The sequence below is a fragment of the Phenylobacterium sp. SCN 70-31 genome, assembly GCF_001724605.1.
Lineage (GTDB): Bacteria > Pseudomonadota > Alphaproteobacteria > Caulobacterales > Caulobacteraceae > Phenylobacterium.
Window position 1 is genome coordinate 53,330 of the sequence record NZ_MEEX01000009.1, and the last position, 18,993, is coordinate 72,322.

Sequence of the window (18,993 nt, forward strand, 5' to 3'; positions counted from 1 at the left end):
CGCATGGGGGAGGCCGCGATCGTGCAACCTGGGGACGGCGGCGCGGGCGACGGGTTCGTCCACCTTCGGGTCCGCTCGGCCTACTCCCTGCTGGAAGGCGCCATCAAGGCCGACAAGATCGGCGCCCTGGCCAAGGCCGACGGCATGCCCGCCGTGGCCATCGCCGACCGCGCCAACCTGTTCGGCGCCCTGGAATTCTCGGTGGCGACGAAGGGCGAGGGGGTCCAGCCGATCATCGGTTGCGCGCTGCCCGTGCGCGGGGTGGGCGAGGCGCCGCCCGAACGCTGGGCCAAGATCCCCACGGTGACCCTGCTGGCCCAGACCGAGCAGGGCTATCTCAATCTCTGCGAGCTCTCGTCTCTGGCCTATCTCGAGATCGAGGCCAGCGACGAGCCGCATGTGCCGTGGGCGAAGGTCGCGGCGCTGTCCGAAGGGCTGATCCTGCTGTCTGGCGGCCCGGACGGACCCGTCGACCATCTGTTCGCGGCCGGGAAGACGGACGAGGGCCGGGCGGCGCTGGCGGAGATGAAGCGGGCGTTCGGCGACCGCTTCTACGTGGAGCTGCAACGGCACGGCGCGGCGGCCGAGGCGGCGGCCGAGGGGGGGCTGGTGGCCTTCGCCTACGACGAGGACGCGCCCCTGGTCGCCACCAACGACGTCTACTTCCGGAACGCCCAGGCGCATGGCGCGCACGACGTGCTGCTGTGCATCGCCGACGGCGCGTTCGTGGGCCAGGACGAGCGGCGGCGGGTCACGGCCGAGCACGGCTTCAAGTCTGCGGCCGAGATGCGCGCCCTGTTCGCCGACCTGCCCGAGGCCTGCGACAACACCCTGGATATCGCCCGGCGCTGCGCCTTCATGGTCAACAAGCGCGACCCCCTGCTGCCGCAGTTCACCGACGGCGGGCTCTCGGAGGCGGACGAGCTGGCGCGCCAGGCCCGTGACGGGCTGAAGGCGCGGATGGCGGCCGGGCGCGCCAACGTGCGGCCGGTGGAGGAGTACGAAGCCCGCCTGGAGCGCGAGATCCAAGTGATCACCCAGATGGGGTTCCCCGGCTATTTCCTGATCGTGGCCGACTTCATCAAGTGGGCGAAGGCGCGCGGGATCCCGGTCGGGCCGGGCCGGGGCTCGGGCGCCGGGTCGCTGGTGGCCTATTCGCTGACCATCACCGACCTCGACCCCTTGCAGTACGGCCTGCTGTTCGAGCGCTTCCTGAACCCCGAGCGGGTCTCGATGCCCGACTTCGACATCGACTTCTGCCAGGAGCGGCGGGAGGAGGTGATCGCCTACGTCCAGCAGCGGTACGGCCGCGACCGGGTGGCCCAGATCATCACCTTCGGCACGCTCCAGGCGCGCGCCGTGCTGCGCGACGTGGGCCGGGTGCTGCAACTGCCCCTCGGCCAGGTGGACCGGCTGGCCAAGATGGTGCCGGCCAACCCGGCCAACCCGGTGACGCTGGCCCAGGCCCTGGAGATCGAGCCGCGGCTGAAGGAGGAGGCGAAGCGCGACGAGCCGGTGGCGCGGCTGCTGGACATCGCCCAGGAGCTGGAGGGGCTGTACCGCAACGCCTCGACCCACGCGGCGGGCGTGGTGATCGGCGACCGCCGGCTGACCGAGCTGACCCCGCTCTACCGCGACCCGCGGTCCGAGCTGCCGGCCACCCAGTTCAACATGAAGTGGGTGGAGAGCGCCGGCCTGGTGAAGTTCGACTTCCTGGGCCTGAAGACGCTGACGGTCATCGACCGCGGTGTGAAGTACCTGGAGAAGCGCGGCGAGCTGGTCGACATGGCCCGGTTGCCGCTGGACGACGACAAGACCTACGAACTGATGAGCAACGCCCAGACGATCGGGGTCTTCCAGTTCGAAGGGCAGGGCATGCGCGACGCCCTGCGCCAGCTTCGCCCCAACTCCATCGAGGACGTGACCGCCATCGGCGCGCTCTATCGTCCCGGCCCGATGGACAACATCCCGACCTTCGTGGACTGCAAGTTCGGCCGCAAGGAGATCGACTACCTGCACCCCATGCTGGAGGGGGTGCTGAAGGAGACCTACGGGATCATCGTCTACCAGGAGCAGGTGATGCAGATCGCCCAGATCCTGGCGGGCTACAGCCTGGGCGAGGCCGATCTCCTGCGCCGCGCCATGGGCAAGAAGAAGAAGGAGGAGATGGAGCTTCAGCGCGCGCGCTTCGTCTCGGGGGCCGAGGCCAAGGGCGTGCCGGCGACCCAGTCCGGCGCGATCTTCGACCTGGTCGACAAGTTCGCGGGCTACGGCTTCAATAAGTCGCACGCGGCCGCCTACGCCTTCCTGAGCTACCAGACGGGCTGGCTGAAGGCGAACCATCCGGTCGAGTTCTTCGCCGCGTCGATGAGCCTAGACATCGCCAACACCGACAAGCTTGCGGTCTTCTACCAGGACGCCAAGCGCTTCGGGGTGAAGATCCGCCCGCCGTGCGTGAACCGCTCGATGGCCGACTTCGACGTCGAGAACGGCGAGGTGCTCTACGCCCTGGGCGCGATCCGCAACGTGGGCCTCCAGGCGATGCAGCATGTGGCCGAGGTGCGGCGCGAGGGCGGGCCGTTCCGCGACATCTTCGACTTCGTCGAGCGGGTCGATCCCAAGCAGGTGAACAAGCGCACCTTCGAGACCCTGGCCCGGGCCGGCGCGTTCGACACGATCCATCCCAACCGCGCCGAGCTGCTGGCCTCGGCCGAAGCGCTGGTCGGTCACGGCCAGGCGCTGGCCTCGGATCGCGCCGAGGGCAAGGTGAGCCTGTTCGGCGAGGACCTCTCGGGGGGGCACCGGCCGCGGCTGACGCGGGCCGAGCCGTGGACGCCGACCGAACGCCTGGACGAGGAGCTGGCGGCGGTGGGCTTCTACCTCTCGGGCCACCCGCTGGACGACATGGTCGAGGCGCTGCGGCGCAAGCGGACCGACCTGCTCACGGACGCGGTCGCGCGCGCCGCGGCCGGGGCCGAGGCGCTCAGGATGGCCGGCGTCGTGCGCCGCAAGCAGGAGCGGCCGTCGCGCTCGGGCGAGAAGTTCGCCTTCGTGACGTTCTCGGACCCGACCGGGGAGTACGAGGTGCTGTTCCCGCCGGAATCCCTGCGCAAGTGCCGCGACCTGCTGGAGCCGGGCAAGGCCGTCGTGCTGAAGGTGCGCGCCAAGGCCAGCGAGGGCGAGGTGCGCTTCTTCGGCGACGACGTGGAGCCGGTGGAGAAGGCGGTGGAGAACGTGGTCGCGGGTCTCAGGGTCCACGTCTCGGCCAGCGCCGAGATCGAGGCGATCAAGAAGCGCCTGGGCGTCTCGAACGGGCGGGGCGGGGAGGTGGTGCTGACCGCCCAGCTCGGCGGCGGCCGCGAGGTGGAGATGCGGCTGCCCGGCCGGTTCCCGCTGGACGGCGCGGTGCGCGGGGCGCTGAAAACCGCGCCGGGGGTGGTGTTCGTCGAGGAACTGTAGTGGCGCGTTGACGCTTTGCGTGCTTTCCTTGGCGCAACAACTTTGGAGGGCGAGGGATGCGAACGACGCCGATACTGGCCACGCTGACGGTCGTGCTCACCGTGGCCATGGCCGCCCCGGCGTTCGCGCAGGCCGCCTACGGCGGACGCCAGTCCTGGGCGCCGGTGGCCAAGCCGGCCGCCTCCCCGACGCCTTCCGCGCGGACGGCGCCGGCCGCTTCGGCGTTCAAGCCCTACAAGGGCGTATCCACCTATGAGCGGCCCCAGGGTCGTTCGCCCTATCAGGCCACGCCAAAGCCCAAGGCGCCGACGACCAGCCTCTTCGGACCGGATTCCAAGCGCAAGACGTGGTAGCCGCCCGGACGGGCGTCGGCTCTTCGTCTTGATTTCCGGCGCATTTCCCACTACATGCGCCGCTCCAATCCACACGCGGGTGTGCGGTCCTGGTCGGGGAGACATCCCGTCCGGTCCGTTCCGGTCCTCTTCGGAGGGTTTGCCCGCGGCGGTCCAACCGGAAGAAAGAGACGATACAGACGATGGCTCTGCCTGATTTCTCCATGCGCCAGCTCCTGGAAGCCGGCGCCCACTTCGGCCACCAGACGCACCGCTGGAACCCGAAGATGGACAAGTACATCTTCGGCTCGCGGTCCAACATCCACATCATCGACCTGTCGCAGTCGATTCCGCTGCTGCACCAGGCCCTGGTGAAGGTGCGCGAAGTCGCCGCCGGCGGCGGCCGCATCCTGTTCGTGGGCACCAAGCGCCAGGCGTCCGAGCCGATCGCCACGGCCGCGAAGCGTTGCGCCCAGTACTACGTGAACCACCGCTGGCTGGGCGGCACGCTCACCAACTGGCGCACGGTGTCGGGCTCGATCACCCGCCTGCGCGAGCTGGACGGCGTGGTGGGCGGCGAAGGCCAGGGTCGCTCCAAGAAGGAGCTGCTGCAACTCACCCGCGAGCGTGACAAGCTGGAGCTGTCGCTGGGCGGCATCAAGGACATGGGCGGCATCCCCGACCTGATGTTCGTGATCGACACCAACAAGGAATCGATCGCGATCCAGGAAGCCCGGAAGCTGAACATTCCGGTGATCGCCATCCTGGACACGAACTGCAACCCGGACGGCATCACCTATCCGATCCCCGGCAACGACGACGCCGCCCGTGCGATCCAGCTCTACTGCGACCTGCTCGCCGATGCGGTGCTCGACGGCCTGGCCGCCGGCCAGTCGGCCGCGGGCGTGGACCTCGGCGCCTCGGAAGCGCCGATCGAGCCGACGCTGGCCCGTGAGCTGACGCCGGAACCGGCGGCCGAACCCGAGGTCACCGCGCCGGAAGCTGCGGCCCTCGAAGCCGAGATGACCGGCGCCGAAGCCCCCGCGGCCGATGCGGCGGGCGAAGAACAGGCCGGCTGAGGCGCCTCCGGGCGCCTGGTCGGAGCACTGGCTGTCACAAAACCCTGACGACGGACCCTCACACGGGGGTCTGTCGTGATTCAAAGACCTTGAAGGAGCTGACCATGGCGGAAATCACCGCTGCGCTGGTCAAGGACCTGCGCGAAAAATCCGGCGCCGGCATGATGGACTGCAAGAAGGCGCTGCAGGAAACGGGCGGCGACGTCGAAGCCGCGATGGACTGGCTGCGGACGAAGGGCCTGGCCAAGGCGGCCAAGAAGGCCGACCGCGCCGCGGCCGAAGGCCTGGTGGCCGGCAAGATCTCGGACGACGGCAAGACCGGCGTGCTGGTCGAGCTGAACGCCGAAACCGATTTCGTGGCCAAGAACGACACGTTCCAGTCGGCCGCCCGCGAATTCGCGACCGTGGCGCTGGGCGTCGACGGCGACGTCGAGGCGATCCGCGCGGCCAAGACCGCGAAGGGCGAAGTGGTCCAGGACGCGGTCACCAACCTCATCGCCACCATCGGCGAGAACATGCAGCTGCGTCGTGCGGCCCGCCTGTCGGTGACGCAAGGCGCCGTGTCGCTCTACCTGCACAACAAGCAGGGCGACGACGTGGCCAAGCTGGCCGTTCTGGTGGCCCTGGAAGGCGCCGGCGACCAGGCCGCCCTGGGCGAAGTCGCGCGCCGCATCGCGCTGCACGTGGCCGGCACGCCGACCCCGCCGCTGGCGCTGACGTCCAGCGAGCTGGATCCGGCTGTCGTCGCCAAGGAGCGCGAAATCCAGGTCCAGATGGCGATCGAGTCGGGAAAGCCGAAGGAAATCGCCGAGAAGATGGTCGAAGGCCGGATCCGCAAGTGGCAGGAAGAGGTCGTGCTTCTGGCGCAGCCCTTCGTCATGAACCCGGACCAGACCATCGAGCAGCTGGTCGCCGACACCGCCAAGGAAACCGGTTCGCCGGTCGTGCTGAAGGGCTTCGTGCGCTTCGCCCTGGGTGAAGGCGTCGACAAGGGACCGGAAGGCCCCGACTTCGCGGCCGAAGTGGCCTCGATGACCGGCGGCGCCTGAGCCGCATCGCCTGAAATCGCCGGGGCGCGGCGCGTTCGGCGCACCGCGCCCGGCCCCCGTCCCGCAGAGAGACGGGGGCAGCGGCCCGCTGCCCGTGGCGCTGCTTCCAGACGCCGTGATGGCAACCTCTTCGGCTGGAGGCGGCGGCGCTGTATGTTCCCATCGACACGCGCCCAGGATTCTCCCGAATGCCCGCCGACAAGCCGCGCTACAAACGCATCCTCCTGAAACTCTCGGGGGAGGCGGGCGTCGGCGGCGACAAGTTCGGCATCGATCCGGAGACCCTGGGCGCCGTGGCGGACGAGATCGCCCAGGTGACCCGCGCGGGCATCCAGGTGGCCGTGGTGGTCGGCGGCGGCAACATCTTCCGCGGCGCCGCCCTGGCCGAGGCGGGCATGGAGCGGGCCAGCGCCGACTACATGGGCATGCTGGCCACCGTGATGAACGCTCTGGCGCTGCAGGCGGCGCTGGAGAAGCTGGGCGTCTTCACCCGCGTGCAGTCGGCTATCCCGATGGACGCGGTCTGCGAGCCGTACATCCGCCGGCGCGCCCTGCGCCACCTCGAGAAGGGCCGGGTGGTGATCTTCGCCGCCGGCGTCGGGGCGCCGTTCTTCACCACCGATTCCGGCGCGGCCCTGCGCGCGGCCGAGATGGGCGCCGAGGCGCTGTTCAAGGGCACCAGCGTGGACGGGGTCTACACCGCCGACCCCAAGGCCGACGCCACGGCCACGCGCTACGAGACCTTGAGCTATACCGACGTGCTGGCCAGGAACCTCAAGGTGATGGACGCCTCGGCCGTCAGCCTGATGCGCGACAACCAGATCCCGATCGTGGTGTTCAACATCCGCGAACGCGGCAACCTTCTGAAGGTCCTGAAGGGCGAAGGGGTCTTCACGACCATCGCCTGACCCGAGTATTCCCGGACAACGACAAAGAGACGGAGACGCCGACATGGCTGCGACCGAAAAGCCGGTGCTGTCGAAGTACAAGGACCGCATGGACAAGGCGGTCGCCGCCCTTAAGGAGGAATTCGGCTCGCTTCGGACGGGGCGCGCCTCGGCCAGCCTGCTCGACCAGATCCACGTCGAGGCCTATGGCTCGAGCACGCCCCTGAACCAGGTGGGCGCGATCAGCGTGCCCGAACCCCGCATGATCACGGTCAGCGTCTGGGACCGCGGCCTGGTGGTCTCGGTGGAGAAGGCGATCCGGGCCTCGGACCTGGGGCTGAACCCGGTCGTGGACGGCACCACCCTGCGCCTGCCGATCCCGCCCCTGACCGAGGAGCGCCGCAAGGAGATCGCCAAGATCGCCGGCAAGTACGCCGAGCAGCAGCGCATCGCCATCCGCAACGTACGACGCGACGCCAACGACGACTGCCGCAAGGCCCAGAAGGACGGCGTCATCAGCCAGGACGAAGAGAAACGCATGGAGGCGGAGGTGCAGAAGTTCACCGACGAAGCCATCAAGCGCGTGGACGAAGCCTTGAAAACCAAGGAACAAGAGATCATGCAGGTCTGATCTCCCGGACAGGATCGCACGCGCCTCATGGCCTCCGCCAATACGCCGCCGTTCGGGGACACCCCCGGCCACCCGCCCGGGAGCGAAGGCGAGGGCGTTCGGCCGCTGCACGTCGCGGTCGTGATGGACGGGAACGGACGCTGGGCGAAGCAGCGGGGCCTGCCGCGCTCCCTGGGACATCGCGCCGGCGTCGAAGCGTTGCGCCGCACGGTGTCGGCGGCGCCGAAACTGGGGATCGGCTGGCTCACCGTCTTCGGCTTTTCGACCGAGAACTGGAGCCGGCCGGCGGCCGAGGTGGCCGAGCTGATGGCCCTGCCAAAGCGCTATTTCGAGACCGACCTCGCGCGGCTGGAGCGGGAAGGCGTGCGGGTGCGCGCGCTGGGGCGTCGGGAAGGCCTCTCGAAGGAGCTGATCCGGCTGCTCGACCAGGCCCAGTCCCGGACCGCGGGCAACGACTCGTTCCATCTGAACATCGCGTTCAACTATGGCGGCCAGGCCGATATCGTCGACGCCGCCCGACGGTTCGCCGAACAGGTGGCGGCGGGAACGGCCAGTCCGGCGGACCTGGACGAGGCGCGCTTCACCGGCCTGCTGTCGTCGTCCGGCGCGCCGCCGCCCGATCTCATCGTGCGGCCTTCGGGCGAGCAGCGGCTGTCGAACTTCCTGCTGTGGGAGGCGGCCTACGCCGAGTTCGTGTTCCAGGACGTACTCTGGCCCGACTATGGCGAAGAACACCTGAGGGCGGCTTTGGCCGAATTCGCAGCCCGGGACCGGCGCTATGGCGCAATCGTTGCCGATGACGTCCTCGCCGCCGGCTAAGCGGTTCGACTGGTCCAACCTCGGCCTGCGCGTGGCGTCGGCCGTGGTGTTGGTCCCGGCGGCGATCGCGGCGGCGTGGTTCGGCGGCTGGCCGTATCTCGTGCTGATCGCCGTGGGCGTGGCGCTGCTGGCCATCGAGTGGGGCGGCATGAGCGCGCCGGTCGCGCCGACGCGCGTCGCCGCCGCCGTCGCCGCGGCCGTTCTCATAGCTGTTTTCGTGGGTTACCGGGGTGACTTCATCTGGGCGTGGGGTGCGATCCTGGTCACGGCGGCCGGGGCGGCGGTAATCGCCCGTGGCGTGGCCGAGCGGCCGGCGGACGCCGCATACGGCGTGCTCTACATCGCGCCCGCGGCGCTGTGCCTGGTCTGGCTTCGCTCCACGAACCAGGGCCACTGGTGGACGCTGATGCTGTTCGCGGCCACCTGGGCGGCCGATATCGGCGCCTTCGCCGTGGGCAGCGCGCTCAAGGGCCCCAAGCTCTGGCCGCGGTTTTCACCCAACAAGACCTGGTCCGGCTTCGTCGGCGGCCTGGCGGCGGCGACGGGCGTCGGCGCGCTGATGGCCACGCAGTCGGCCTTCGAACTCAACGTCTGGGCGGCGGCGGGGATCGGGCTGGCGGTGGGCCTCGCCACCATGGCCGGAGACCTCTGGGAATCGGCGCTGAAGCGGCGGTTCGGGGTCAAGGATTCCGGGGACCTCATTCCCGGGCATGGCGGCCTGCTCGACCGGGTGGACGGCCTGATGTTCGCCGTGGTCGTGATGGCGGCGCTCCGGCTGGCGAACCATTGGGGATGGGGACATTGAGCCTGCCGCGGAAGGTCAGCGTCCTGGGTTCGACGGGCTCGATCGGCGTTTCGACCCTGGATCTCTTCGAACAGGCCCAGGTCGAGGTCGACGTCGTGGCCCTGACAGCCGGGCGCAACGTCGCCCGCCTGGCCGAACAGGCTTTACGCTGGCGTCCGGCGCTTGCGGTGCTGGAGGACGAAAGCGGCCTGCCCGAACTGCGCGAACGGCTGAAGGGCTCGGGCATCGAGACCGCGGCGGGCGCCCGCGCCGTCAGCGACGCCGCGGCGGCCGACGCCCAGTGGGTGATGTCGGCCATCGTGGGGTTCGCCGGGCTGGCGCCCACCCTGGCGGCGGCGCGCGCCGGGGCGGTGATCGCGCTGGCCAACAAGGAGAGCCTGGTCTGCGCCGGACCCTCGCTGCTGCGTACGGCGAAACTGGCGGGCGGCGCCGTGGTGCCGGTGGACTCCGAACACTCGGCCATCTTCCAGGTGCTGGACCCGGCGATCGCCGATTCGGTCTCGCGCCTGATTCTCACCTCGTCGGGCGGGCCGTTCCGCGACGCGACCCCGGACGAAATGGCCGCCGCCACGCCCGAACGCGCCCTGGCGCATCCCAACTTCTCGATGGGCGCCAAGATTTCGATCGATTCCGCGACGATGATGAACAAGGGCCTGGAGGTGATCGAGGCCGCCTACCTGTTCTCCATGCCGCCCGATCGGATCGAAGTCCTGGTCCATCCCCAGCAGATCATCCACAGCCTGGTCGAATACGCCGACGGCTCCACCCTGGCGCAGCTCGGACCGCCCGACATGCGTCCGCCGATCGCATGCGCCTTCGCCTGGCCCGACCGGCTGCCCTGGCCGGCGCCGAAGCTGGACCTGGTGACGGCCGGTCCGCTGACCTTCCAGAATCCGGATTCCAGCCGGTTTCCGGCCCTGGCCATCGCCAAACAGGCCCTGGTGACGGGCGGCGAAGCCCCCGCTGCGATGAATGCGGCCAACGAGCGCGCCGTCGCGGCGTTCCTTGACCGGCGTATCGGCTTCCTCGATATCCCACGGGTGGTGGCCGAGACGCTGGAGCGTATGGATCGTTCCTCGGAGCTTTCCAGCCGTGACGGGGACGCCGTCGAACGCGCCCGCGGCACCGACGCGGCGGCCCGGCGGGTCGCCGACGCGGTCGTGAGCGGCCTCTGCGCCGCCTGATGGAGTAGACGCGCCCATGCTCTCGTTCATCCAGACCGCTCTGCTCTACGTGGTCCCGTTCCTGCTGGTGCTGGGCGTGGTGGTGACGGTCCACGAACTCGGTCACTTCCTGGCGGCCAAGGCGCTGGGGACCAAGATCGACCGTTTCTCCATCGGCTTCGGCCGCGCCATCGCAGCCTGGACGGACAAGGACGGGGTGGAATGGCGGGTGGGCTGGCTGCCCCTCGGCGGCTACGTCCGTTTCGCCGGCGACGACAACGCCGCCAGCATCCCCGACGCCGAGGATCTGGCGGACATGCGCCGCGACCTGGTCGCGCAGGGTCGGGGCCCCGAGATTTCGCGCTACTTCCATTTCAAGCCGATCTGGCAGCGGGCGATCATCGTGGCGGCGGGGCCGTTCATCAATTTCGCCCTGGCCATCGCGATCTTCGCCGGAATCCTCATGTCTTTGGGCGACATGACGCTTCCGTTCCGGGTCCAGTCGGTGACGCCCGACAGTCCCGCGGCCGCGGCGGGCTTTCGGCCGGGCGACCGGGTCGTCGCCGTCAACGGTCGCGAGATGACCGCCTATCAGGAGATCGTCCAGATCATCGAGGTGCGGGGCGGGGTCCCGATCCGGTTCACCGTGGACCGCGGCGGCGCTCGGCTGGACCTCACGGCGACGCCCGAGTGGCAGATGAAGGAAGACCGCATCGCGGGAAAACGTCGCGCGGGGGCCATCGGCATAACGCCCGCCCAGTCGCGCGAAGACTTCGTTCATGTCGAGTATGGTCCCCTGGAAGCCTTGCAGGGTGGCGTCGTGCGGACGTGGAGCATCCTCACCACCACGATCGACTACCTCGGCCGGATGATTTCCGGGCAAGTGAGCACCGACCAGCTTCGGGGTCCGCTGGGGATCGCGGACATCACCGGCAAGGTCACCGCGGTCAGCACCGAAGGGGCCCCCGATGTCGGCGCGATGCTCGGCGGCGCCGCGTTCGCGCTGGTCCAGCTCATCGCCGTCATCTCGGTGAGCATCGGCTTCATGAACCTGCTGCCCGTGCCGGTGCTGGATGGCGGCCACCTGATGTTCTACGCCTACGAAGCGGTCGCCCGGCGCCCTCTTGCCGCCAAGGTTCAAGCGGCAGGGTACCGCGTAGGCCTTGCGCTCGTTCTCGGTTTGATGTTGTTCGCCACTTGGAACGATTTGCAGCGCCTGCGTGTGTTCAATCTGTTCGGCGGCCTATTCTCCTAGGCCCGCTCGTCCCTCAAACGGCTGATTCGATGCTCAGAACCCGCGCCTCCAGCGCCGCGCTCGCCTCCGGCCTTGCCCTGCTTTTCGGCACGACCGCGCTCGTCGCGCCCGGCGTCGCCGTGGCCCAGCAGGAGCAGGGTGGAGTCATCCAGCGCATCCTCGTCCAGGGCAACGAACGGATCGAGGCCACCACGGTCATTTCGTACCTGCCGGTGGCCCCCGGCGAGACGGTCGACGCCCAGCGGATCGACCTGGCGCTGAAGGCGCTGTTCCGCACGGACCTGTTCTCGGACGTCTCGATCGACTTCCAGAACGGCGACCTGGTGGTCACCGTGGTCGAGAACCCGATCATCAACCGCGTCATCTTCGAGGGGAACTCGGGCCTCAAGGAGGATAAGCTCCGCGACGAGGTCACGGTGCGGCCGCGCGGCATCTTCACCCGCGCCAAGGCGCAGGGCGACGTTCAGCGGATCGTGGAGCTGTATCGGCGTTCGGGCCGGATCTCGGCCACCGTCACGCCCCAGATCATCGAACTGCCGCAGAAGCGGGTGGATCTCATCTTCAAGATCGACGAAGGGCCCAAGAGCGGCATCCTCTCGGTCAACTTCCTGGGCAACCGGGCGTTCTCGGACAACGATCTGCGCGACGTGGTCGTGACCGAGGAGAGCCGCTGGTACAAGTTCTTCTCCTCGTCCCAGGCGAACTACGATCCCGATCGCATGGAGTACGACAAGGAGCAGCTCCGGAAGCACTACCGTAATCGGGGCTACTACGACTTCCGCGTCTCGTCGGCCGTGGCCGAGCTGTCGCCCGACCGCAACGGCTTCGTGGTGACCTACACCGTCGACGAAGGCCCCCGGTACCGGTTCGGCAAGGTCGAGGTGCAGACCGAGCTGCAGAAGCTGGACAAGCGGGTCCTGGAAGCCCTGATCCCGATCCGCTCGGGCCAGGGGTATCAGGACGAGGCGATCGAGCAGGCGACCGACGCGCTCACCTTCGCCGCCGGCGCCGCCGGCTTCGCCTTCGTGGACGTCCGGCCCCGCTATACGCCCGACCGCGAGAAGGGCGTCGTGGACGTGACCTTCCAGGTCGCGGAGGGACCGCGGGTCTACGTCGACCGCATCGACATCGTGGGCAACACCCAGACCCTGGACTATGTCATCCGCCGCGAGATGAGCGTGGTGGAAGGCGACGCCTACAACCGCGCCCTGGTCGACCGCTCGAAGCGGCAGATCCGCGCGCTGGGGTACTTCAAGGAAGTCGAGATCGAAGAGGTCCAGGGGTCGGCCCCGGACCGCACCGCGCTCCAGGTGCGGGTCGAGGAGCAGCCCACGGGCGAGCTGTCGTTCAGCGCGGGCTATTCCTCGGTCGACCAGCTCGTGCTGGACCTGGGCGTGACCCAGCGCAACTTCCGTGGCCGGGGCCAGGACGTCCGCGCGCGGATCTCGGTGGGCTCGCTGCGCCAGCAACTGGACTTCTCGTTCACCGAGCCGCGCTTCCTGGGCCGCGACGTGGCGGCGGGGATCGATCTCTACGGCTATCGCTACGACCTGTCGGAGTTCTCGGCCTACGAGACCACCACCTACGGCACCACCTTCCGGGCGAACTTCCCGCTGAGCATCGATAGCCGTGGCGCGGTCCGCTACACGCTGCGCCAGGACGAGATCAAGATCGACGACTTCTTCTGCACGGCCACCACGAACGAGGACGGTTCGGTCAATCCGCCGGTCTATTCGGCCGTGCTGTGCGATCAGGTCGGCACTTTCATCACCTCGCTGGTCGGCTACGGCGCGCGCCTGGATCGCCGGAACGACTTCCTGAATCCGACCCGTGGCTTCTACATCGACTTCAACCAGGACGTGGCGGGCCTGGGCGGCGACGTGAACTTCATCCGCACCGACATCGAGGCGGCGTGGTTCTACGGCTTCACGAAGGACTTCATCTTCTCGATCACCGGGTCGGCCGGCTATGTGACCGGGTGGGGCGGCGATCCGGTGCGGATCAACGACCGTTACTACAAGGGCGGTCTGACGTTCCGCGGCTTCGAGACCGCCGGTATCGGGCCCCGTGACGTCGGCCTGCAGCGCACCGACGCCCTGGGCGGCAAGGCCTACGCCATCAGCACCGTGGAACTCACCGTTCCGACCTTCCTGCCCGAGCAGTACGGAATCAAGGCCGCGCTGTTCTCGGACTTCGGCACGCTGGGCAAGCTGGACAAGCGCGACCTGCTGTTCCGCGCCGGCGACGCGGGCTGCACCGTCCTCGATCCGAACGACCCGACGCAGACGATCACGACGCCGGCCGTCGTGGGCACGCGCAATCCCTGCATCCGCGACGACATTTCGCTTCGCGCATCGGCCGGCGTGAGCATCTTCTGGCGCTCGCCGATGGGGCCGATCCGCTTCGATTTCAGCCGCGTTTTGGCCAAGGAAGACTACGACAAGACCGAAACGTTCCGGTTCTCCACTTCAACCAGATTCTAGGAAAAGCATGACCCTCAAGACCCTCGCCGCGGCCGGCTGCGCCGCAGCCGTCGCGCTCAGCGGCGCGGCTCCCGCCTTCGCCCAGGTCCCGCCGCCCGCCACCACCACGGCGCCCCAGGTGACCCACGGCGCCGTTCCGCCCGGCCTCTGCATCGTGTCGGTCGAGGCCGCCATCGGAGGATCGGCGGTGGGCAAGTTCGTCCAGACGCGCCTTCAGCAGCTGGTCGGCCAGGTCAATGCGGAGCTGAACGGCGAGCGCACGACCATCGAGAACGAGGGCAAGACCCTCGAGAGCCAGCGCGCGACGATGGATCAGAACACGCTCGAGCAGCGGGCGGCCGCGCTCCAGGTCAAGGCCAACGCGCTGCAACGCAAGGCCCAGCAGCGCGAGCGCGAACTGCAGGTGACCGAGCAGAAGGCGTTCGGCCGCGTCGGCGAGGAGATGGAGCCGCTCATCCGCCAGGCCTACCAGGCCAAGGGCTGCTCGGTGCTCGTGAACCGCAACTCGGTCATCCTGGCCAATCCGGCGGCGGACATCACGCCCCAGGTGGTCACCGCGCTGAACGCCAAGATCACCCAGTTCACGTTCGATCGTGAACGCCTCGATCAGCAGGGCAACCCGGCCGGCGGCGCCGCGCCGCGCTGACGGAGCGAGGTGCGGGGCGACGTGCGGGCCGAGTCCGCCTAGAAAACTGGTCATGCCCGATCCGCGCTTCTTCGAAGACCTGGGCCCGGTCGCGCTCGGCGAGCTGGCCGGGCTGACCGGCGCCGCTCCGTTGGCCCCGGAGGGGGCCGGGCGACGCGTGAGTCGCGTGGCCGTGCTGGCGCACGCCGGTCCCGACAGCATCACGTTCCTGGCCGATCGCAAGTATGCGTCCGCCCTGGCCAGCGTACGGGCGGCCGCGTGCTTCCTGCCGACGGGATCCGAGGCGCTGGCGCCCGAAGGGTGCGTGGTGCTCTCGGTGGCCAACCCGCACGCGGCGTACGCGCTGGCCGCCCAGCGGCTGCACCGCCCGCGCGAGGGCGGCGGGGAGCGCGTCGCCGCCGACGCCCGGCTCGAAGCCGGTGTGGTCCTGGGCTCGGGCGCCGTCGTGGGGCCGGGGGCGCAGATCGGTCGCAACACCCGCATCGGCGCCAACGCGGTGATCGGGGCCGGCGTCGCCATCGGCCGCGACTGCGACATCGGCCCAAACGTCACCATCGGATTCGCCCTGGTCGGCGATCGGGTCAGGATTCTCGCCGGAGCCCGGATCGGCGAGCCCGGATTCGGGGCGACGGTCGGGCCAAAGGGGCTGATCGACATCCCTCAGCTCGGTCGGGTGATCATTCAGGACGCGGTGTCGATCGGGGCCAATACGACGGTGGACCGGGGCGCCTACGACGACACCGTCATCGGCGAGAACACCAAGATCGACAACCTGGTGCAGATCGCCCACAACGTCCGGGTCGGGCGGAATTGCGTCATGGCGGCGCACACGGGCATCTCGGGCAGCGTCGTCATCGGAGACGGCGCCCAGTTCGGTGGCCGCGCCGGAGTCGCCGACCATGTGAACATCGGGGCGGGGGCCCGCGTCGGCGCCGCGGCCGGCGTCATGAAGGACATTCCGGCGGGGGAGACGTGGGGCGGCATGCCGGCCCGGCCGATCCGGAACTGGTTGAAGGAGACGGCGTGGCTCGCCCGCATGGCGAACCGCCGAGGGGGGCAGACCGCATGACACGCAAGGCGCCGACGGGGGTCAGCCCCACGGACATCGACATCACCGAGGTCCTGCAGCGGATTCCGCACCGCTTTCCGATGCTGCTGGTGGATCGGTGCGAGTCGTACAAGCCGTCGGAATCCATCGTCGGCATCAAATGCGTGACGGTGAACGAGCCGTTCTTCCAAGGCCATTTCCCGGACTATCCCGTGATGCCCGGTGTGCTCCTCATCGAGGCGATGGCGCAGACGGGCGCCGTCCTGATGTCGAAGTCGCTGGAGGTGGACACCGCCGGCAAGGCGATCTTCTTCATGAGCGCCGACAATTGCCGGTTCCGCGCGCCGGTTCGGCCGGGCGACGTCATCCGGATGCCGGTCCGGGTGGTTCGCCACCGCGGGGACGTGTTCAAGTTCGCGGGCCAGGCGCTGGTCGGCGACAAGGTGGCCGCCGAGTGCGAGTTCGCAGCCATGGTGGTGGAGACCTGATTCCTTGGCTGCAAACGTTCATCCCACCGCCATTGTCGAAGACGGCGCCGTGGTGGCCGACGGCGCCAGCATCGGGCCGTTCTGCGTCATCGGCCCGCGGGTCCGCATCGGCGCCGGCACGCGGCTCACCTCCCATGTCGTGGTCGAGGGGCGCACCACGATCGGGGCGGGAAACACCATCGGGGCCTTCTCGGTCCTGGGCGGGCCGCCGCAGCATACGGCGTATCGCGGCGAGGACACGGCGCTGGAGATCGGCGACGACAACGTCATCCGCGAGCACGCCACCATGAATCTCGGCACGCCGAACGGCGGCGGGGTCACGCGCGTGGGGTCGCACGGCTTCTACATGATCGAATCCCACGTCGGGCACGACTGCCAGGTCGGCGATCACGTGATCCTGACGAAGCAGGCGACCCTGGGCGGACATTGCCAGATCGGCGACTATGTCATCGTAGGCGGCCTGGCGGCCGTGCATCAGTTCAGTCGGGTGGGGCGTCACGCGATGATCGGCGGCCTCGCCGCCGTGGTGAAGGACGTCATCCCCTACGGCTCGGTCTGGGGCAATCACGCGCATCTCGAGGGCCTGAACCTCGTGGGCCTGAAGCGCCGGGGGTTCGACCGCGACACCATCAACACCCTGCGCGCCGCCTATCGCCTGCTGTTCGCCAACGAGGGCACGTTCCAGGAGCGTCTGGAAGATACGGCCGAGACCTACGCCGGTTCGCCGGAGGTGATGGAGATCATCGACTTCATCCGCGCCGACGCCAGCCGCCCGCTCTGCCTGCCCGAACGCGAAGTGTGATGGACCGGCTGGGCCTCATCGCCGGGGGCGGGGGGCTGCCGGTGGAGATCGCCGAACACTGCCGGCGCTCGGGTCGTCCGATCTTCGTCGTGCGCCTGAAGGGGTTCGCCGGCGAGGATCTCGCCGGCTATCCGGGCGCGGAGGTGGGCCTGGCCGAACTGGGCAAGTGCATCAAGGCGCTGAAGGCCGCCGACTGCCGCGCCGTCTGCCTGGCCGGCAACGTGGCGCGCCCGGACTTCGCCAGCCTGGTCCCCGACCTGCGCGGTCTGGCGGTGCTCCCCCGCGCCGTTGCGGCGGCCAGAGCGGGCGACGACGCGCTCCTGCGGCTGCTCGTGGGCGAGTTCGAACGCGAGGGATTCCGGGTCGAGGGCGCGCACGAGGTGATGGCGGACCTTTCGCTCCCCAGAGGCGCGCTGGGGCGGCATCGTCCGGCGGACGAGGCGACGACGGCGGATGTCCTGCGCGCCCTGGACACCGCTCGCGCCATCGGCCGGCTGGACATCGGGCAGGCCGCGGTCGTCGCGCGGGGTCTGGTGCTGGCGGTGGAGGCCCAGGAGGGCACGGACGCCATGCTGGCCCGCATCGAGGGCCTGCCGCCGCATCTGCGTGGCGAGCCGGGCGCCGGGGTCGGCGTCCTGGCCAAGGCGCCGAAACCCATCCAGGAGACGCGGGTCGACCTCCCCACCATCGGCGTCGCCACCGTGGAGGGTGTCGCGCGGGCGGGCCTCGCGGGCATCGCCGGGGAGGCCGGTCGCCTGTTGGTGCTGGAGCGGGATGCGGTGATCGCGCGGGCCGACGAACTGGGCGTCTTCGTCGTCGGAGTCGAACCTCCGGCCGGCCCGTCCGGCGACGCATGAGCGAGCGCCCGCTCACGGTGATGCTGGTGGCGGCCGAGGCCTCGGGCGACGATCGCGGCGCGCATCTGGCCCGGGCGCTGAAGCGGCGGCTGGGCGAAGGCGTGCGGCTGGTCGGCGTCGGCGGCGCGCGGATGCGGGCCGAGGGGGTCGAGAGTCCCTTCGACATCTCCGAGTTGTCGATCCTGGGGCTGCTGGAGGGCCTGATGGCCTGGCGCAAGGTGGTGCGGCGCGCCGACGAGGCGGCGGACCTGGCCGAGCGCGAGCGGCCCGACATCGCGGTCCTGATCGACTCGTGGGGCTTCACTCTGCGCGTGGCGCAGCGGCTTCGACGACGATTCCCGGGCATGCCGGTGGTGAAGTATGTGGCCCCGCAGGTCTGGGCCTCGCGGCCCGGTCGGGCCAGGACGACCGCCGAGACCTTCGATCTCCTGCTCACCATCCATGTCTTCGACGCGCCGGCGTTTCAGCGCGAGGGCCTGGAGACGGTGTTCGTCGGGGATTCGACCCTGGCCCTCGATTTCGGCGCGGCCGATCCGGCGCGGATGCGCGAACGCATCGGCGCCGGCCCCCAGGAGCCGATCCTGCTCGTGGCCCCCGGAAGCCGCCCGTCCGAGATCCAGCGTGTGCTGCCGGCCTTCGAGGACGCCGTGCGCATCCTCAAGGCCGAGCGGCCCGGACTGCATGTGGTCGTCCTCGCTGCGCCGACGGTCGCCGCGACGGTGAAGGCGCGCGTGGCCGGGTGGCCGCGGGGATGCCATGTGGTGGAGGGCGAGGCCGCCAAACGCGACGCGATGACGGCCGCGACGGTGGCCCTGGCCTGTTCGGGCACCGTGACCACCGAACTGGCGCTGGCCGGTTGCCCCGTGGTGGTCGGCTATCGCCTGGGACCCGTGACCCACGCGATCCTGAAGCGCCTGATCCGGACGAAATACGTGACGCTGTTCAACATCGCCGCCCAGGACTTCGTGGCGCCGGAGCTTATCCAGGACGACTGCAACGGCCCGGCGCTGGCGCGCGAGGCGGCCCTCAGGATGGACGATGCGGATTTGCGCCGCCGTCAGGTGGAACAGCAGTCGGCGGCGTTGCTGAAGATGGGGCGTGGCGGACCCGATCCGGGGGATGTGGCGGCGGACGCCGTCCTCGACCTCGCTCGGCGTAGACGGTGAGGGCGTCGTCCCGGCCGCGCGATG

Annotated in this window: 17 protein-coding genes; all 17 read left to right on the forward strand. The window is 69.5% G+C overall.

Annotated elements, in window-relative coordinates:
* The first annotated feature begins 3 nt into the window (after positions 1-3).
* The 17 genes from dnaE to lpxB all read left to right on the forward strand — a co-directional run bounded on the left by dnaE (position 4) and on the right by lpxB (position 18,969).
* Positions 4-3,459 carry a DNA polymerase III subunit alpha gene (gene dnaE, locus ABS78_RS08955; RefSeq protein WP_293377796.1) on the forward strand — a complete coding sequence of 1,152 codons (3,456 nt, stop codon included), beginning with the start codon at positions 4-6 and terminating at the stop codon, positions 3,457-3,459.
* A 56-nt stretch (positions 3,460-3,515) separates the two neighbouring features.
* Positions 3,516-3,812 (forward strand): hypothetical protein, encoded by a 297-nt coding sequence (locus tag ABS78_RS08960; RefSeq protein WP_293377348.1) that lies wholly within the window; start codon positions 3,516-3,518, stop codon positions 3,810-3,812.
* A gap of 182 nt (positions 3,813-3,994) precedes the next feature.
* On the forward strand, positions 3,995-4,870 hold the full coding sequence (gene rpsB, locus ABS78_RS08965) for a 30S ribosomal protein S2 (protein WP_293377351.1): 876 nt from the start codon (positions 3,995-3,997) through the stop codon (positions 4,868-4,870).
* 104 nt (positions 4,871-4,974) lie between these two features.
* Positions 4,975-5,919 carry a translation elongation factor Ts gene (gene tsf / locus ABS78_RS08970; RefSeq protein WP_293377354.1) on the forward strand — a complete coding sequence of 315 codons (945 nt, stop codon included), beginning with the start codon at positions 4,975-4,977 and terminating at the stop codon, positions 5,917-5,919.
* A 188-nt stretch (positions 5,920-6,107) separates the two neighbouring features.
* On the forward strand, positions 6,108-6,827 hold the full coding sequence (gene pyrH / locus ABS78_RS08975) for a UMP kinase (RefSeq protein ID WP_293377357.1): 720 nt from the start codon (positions 6,108-6,110) through the stop codon (positions 6,825-6,827).
* 43 nt (positions 6,828-6,870) lie between these two features.
* Complete coding sequence (gene frr / locus ABS78_RS08980) at positions 6,871-7,437, forward strand: ribosome recycling factor (protein ID WP_293377360.1); 567 nt, start codon at positions 6,871-6,873, stop codon at positions 7,435-7,437.
* A gap of 27 nt (positions 7,438-7,464) precedes the next feature.
* Entirely contained in the window at positions 7,465-8,256 is a 792-nt protein-coding gene (gene uppS / locus ABS78_RS08985) for a polyprenyl diphosphate synthase (protein WP_293377363.1), read from the forward strand.
* Positions 8,234-9,061 carry a phosphatidate cytidylyltransferase gene (locus ABS78_RS08990; protein ID WP_293377366.1) on the forward strand — a complete coding sequence of 276 codons (828 nt, stop codon included), beginning with the start codon at positions 8,234-8,236 and terminating at the stop codon, positions 9,059-9,061. Before uppS ends, ABS78_RS08990 begins: the two co-directional genes overlap by 23 nt.
* Positions 9,049-10,245: a 1-deoxy-D-xylulose-5-phosphate reductoisomerase gene (dxr, locus tag ABS78_RS08995; protein ID WP_293377369.1), complete on the forward strand. Its 1,197-nt coding sequence runs from the start codon at positions 9,049-9,051 to the stop codon at positions 10,243-10,245. The genes ABS78_RS08990 and dxr overlap by 13 nt, the downstream gene beginning before the upstream one ends.
* A 16-nt stretch (positions 10,246-10,261) precedes the next feature.
* Positions 10,262-11,479, forward strand: a complete 1,218-nt coding sequence (rseP, locus tag ABS78_RS09000) for an RIP metalloprotease RseP (protein WP_293377372.1) — start codon at positions 10,262-10,264, stop codon at positions 11,477-11,479.
* Positions 11,480-11,508: 29 nt separating this feature from the next.
* Positions 11,509-13,962 (forward strand): outer membrane protein assembly factor BamA, encoded by a 2,454-nt coding sequence (gene bamA, locus ABS78_RS09005; protein ID WP_293377376.1) that lies wholly within the window; start codon positions 11,509-11,511, stop codon positions 13,960-13,962.
* Between the two features lie 7 nt (positions 13,963-13,969).
* Positions 13,970-14,608, forward strand: a complete 639-nt coding sequence (locus tag ABS78_RS09010) for an OmpH family outer membrane protein (RefSeq protein ID WP_293377379.1) — start codon at positions 13,970-13,972, stop codon at positions 14,606-14,608.
* A gap of 52 nt (positions 14,609-14,660) precedes the next feature.
* The gene (gene lpxD / locus ABS78_RS09015; protein ID WP_293377382.1) at positions 14,661-15,677 is read left to right on the forward strand and encodes a UDP-3-O-(3-hydroxymyristoyl)glucosamine N-acyltransferase; all 1,017 of its coding nucleotides are present in this window, start codon (positions 14,661-14,663) and stop codon (positions 15,675-15,677) included.
* Complete coding sequence (gene fabZ / locus ABS78_RS09020) at positions 15,674-16,144, forward strand: 3-hydroxyacyl-ACP dehydratase FabZ (RefSeq protein WP_293377385.1); 471 nt, start codon at positions 15,674-15,676, stop codon at positions 16,142-16,144. The genes lpxD and fabZ overlap by 4 nt, the downstream gene beginning before the upstream one ends.
* A 4-nt stretch (positions 16,145-16,148) precedes the next feature.
* A complete protein-coding gene (gene lpxA, locus ABS78_RS09025) occupies positions 16,149-16,946 on the forward strand; it encodes an acyl-ACP--UDP-N-acetylglucosamine O-acyltransferase (protein ID WP_293377388.1) in 798 nt (265 codons plus the stop codon).
* Positions 16,946-17,803: a UDP-2,3-diacylglucosamine diphosphatase LpxI gene (gene lpxI / locus ABS78_RS09030; protein ID WP_293377391.1), complete on the forward strand. Its 858-nt coding sequence runs from the start codon at positions 16,946-16,948 to the stop codon at positions 17,801-17,803. The genes lpxA and lpxI overlap by 1 nt, the downstream gene beginning before the upstream one ends.
* The gene (lpxB, locus tag ABS78_RS09035) at positions 17,800-18,969 is read left to right on the forward strand and encodes a lipid-A-disaccharide synthase (protein WP_293377394.1); all 1,170 of its coding nucleotides are present in this window, start codon (positions 17,800-17,802) and stop codon (positions 18,967-18,969) included. Before lpxI ends, lpxB begins: the two co-directional genes overlap by 4 nt.
* Positions 18,970-18,993 lie beyond the last annotated feature (24 nt).

Bases quoted from the DNA above. Each gene is read 5' to 3' on its own strand.
- bamA (WP_293377376.1), top strand. From the start codon at position 11,509: ATGCTCAGAACCCGCGCCTCCAGCGCCGCGCTCGCCTCCGGCCTTGCC.
- tsf (WP_293377354.1), top strand. From the start codon at position 4,975: ATGGCGGAAATCACCGCTGCGCTGGTCAAGGACCTGCGCGAAAAATCC.
- pyrH (WP_293377357.1), top strand. From the start codon at position 6,108: ATGCCCGCCGACAAGCCGCGCTACAAACGCATCCTCCTGAAACTCTCG.
- rpsB (WP_293377351.1), top strand. From the start codon at position 3,995: ATGGCTCTGCCTGATTTCTCCATGCGCCAGCTCCTGGAAGCCGGCGCC.
- lpxB (WP_293377394.1), top strand. From the start codon at position 17,800: ATGAGCGAGCGCCCGCTCACGGTGATGCTGGTGGCGGCCGAGGCCTCG.
- ABS78_RS09010 (WP_293377379.1), top strand. From the start codon at position 13,970: ATGACCCTCAAGACCCTCGCCGCGGCCGGCTGCGCCGCAGCCGTCGCG.
- rseP (WP_293377372.1), top strand. From the start codon at position 10,262: ATGCTCTCGTTCATCCAGACCGCTCTGCTCTACGTGGTCCCGTTCCTG.
- ABS78_RS08990 (WP_293377366.1), top strand. From the start codon at position 8,234: ATGACGTCCTCGCCGCCGGCTAAGCGGTTCGACTGGTCCAACCTCGGC.
- uppS (WP_293377363.1), top strand. From the start codon at position 7,465: ATGGCCTCCGCCAATACGCCGCCGTTCGGGGACACCCCCGGCCACCCG.
- dnaE (WP_293377796.1), top strand. From the start codon at position 4: ATGGGGGAGGCCGCGATCGTGCAACCTGGGGACGGCGGCGCGGGCGAC.
- frr (WP_293377360.1), top strand. From the start codon at position 6,871: ATGGCTGCGACCGAAAAGCCGGTGCTGTCGAAGTACAAGGACCGCATG.
- lpxI (WP_293377391.1), top strand. From the start codon at position 16,946: ATGGACCGGCTGGGCCTCATCGCCGGGGGCGGGGGGCTGCCGGTGGAG.
- dxr (WP_293377369.1), top strand. From the start codon at position 9,049: ATGGGGACATTGAGCCTGCCGCGGAAGGTCAGCGTCCTGGGTTCGACG.
- fabZ (WP_293377385.1), top strand. From the start codon at position 15,674: ATGACACGCAAGGCGCCGACGGGGGTCAGCCCCACGGACATCGACATC.
- ABS78_RS08960 (WP_293377348.1), top strand. From the start codon at position 3,516: ATGCGAACGACGCCGATACTGGCCACGCTGACGGTCGTGCTCACCGTG.
- lpxD (WP_293377382.1), top strand. From the start codon at position 14,661: ATGCCCGATCCGCGCTTCTTCGAAGACCTGGGCCCGGTCGCGCTCGGC.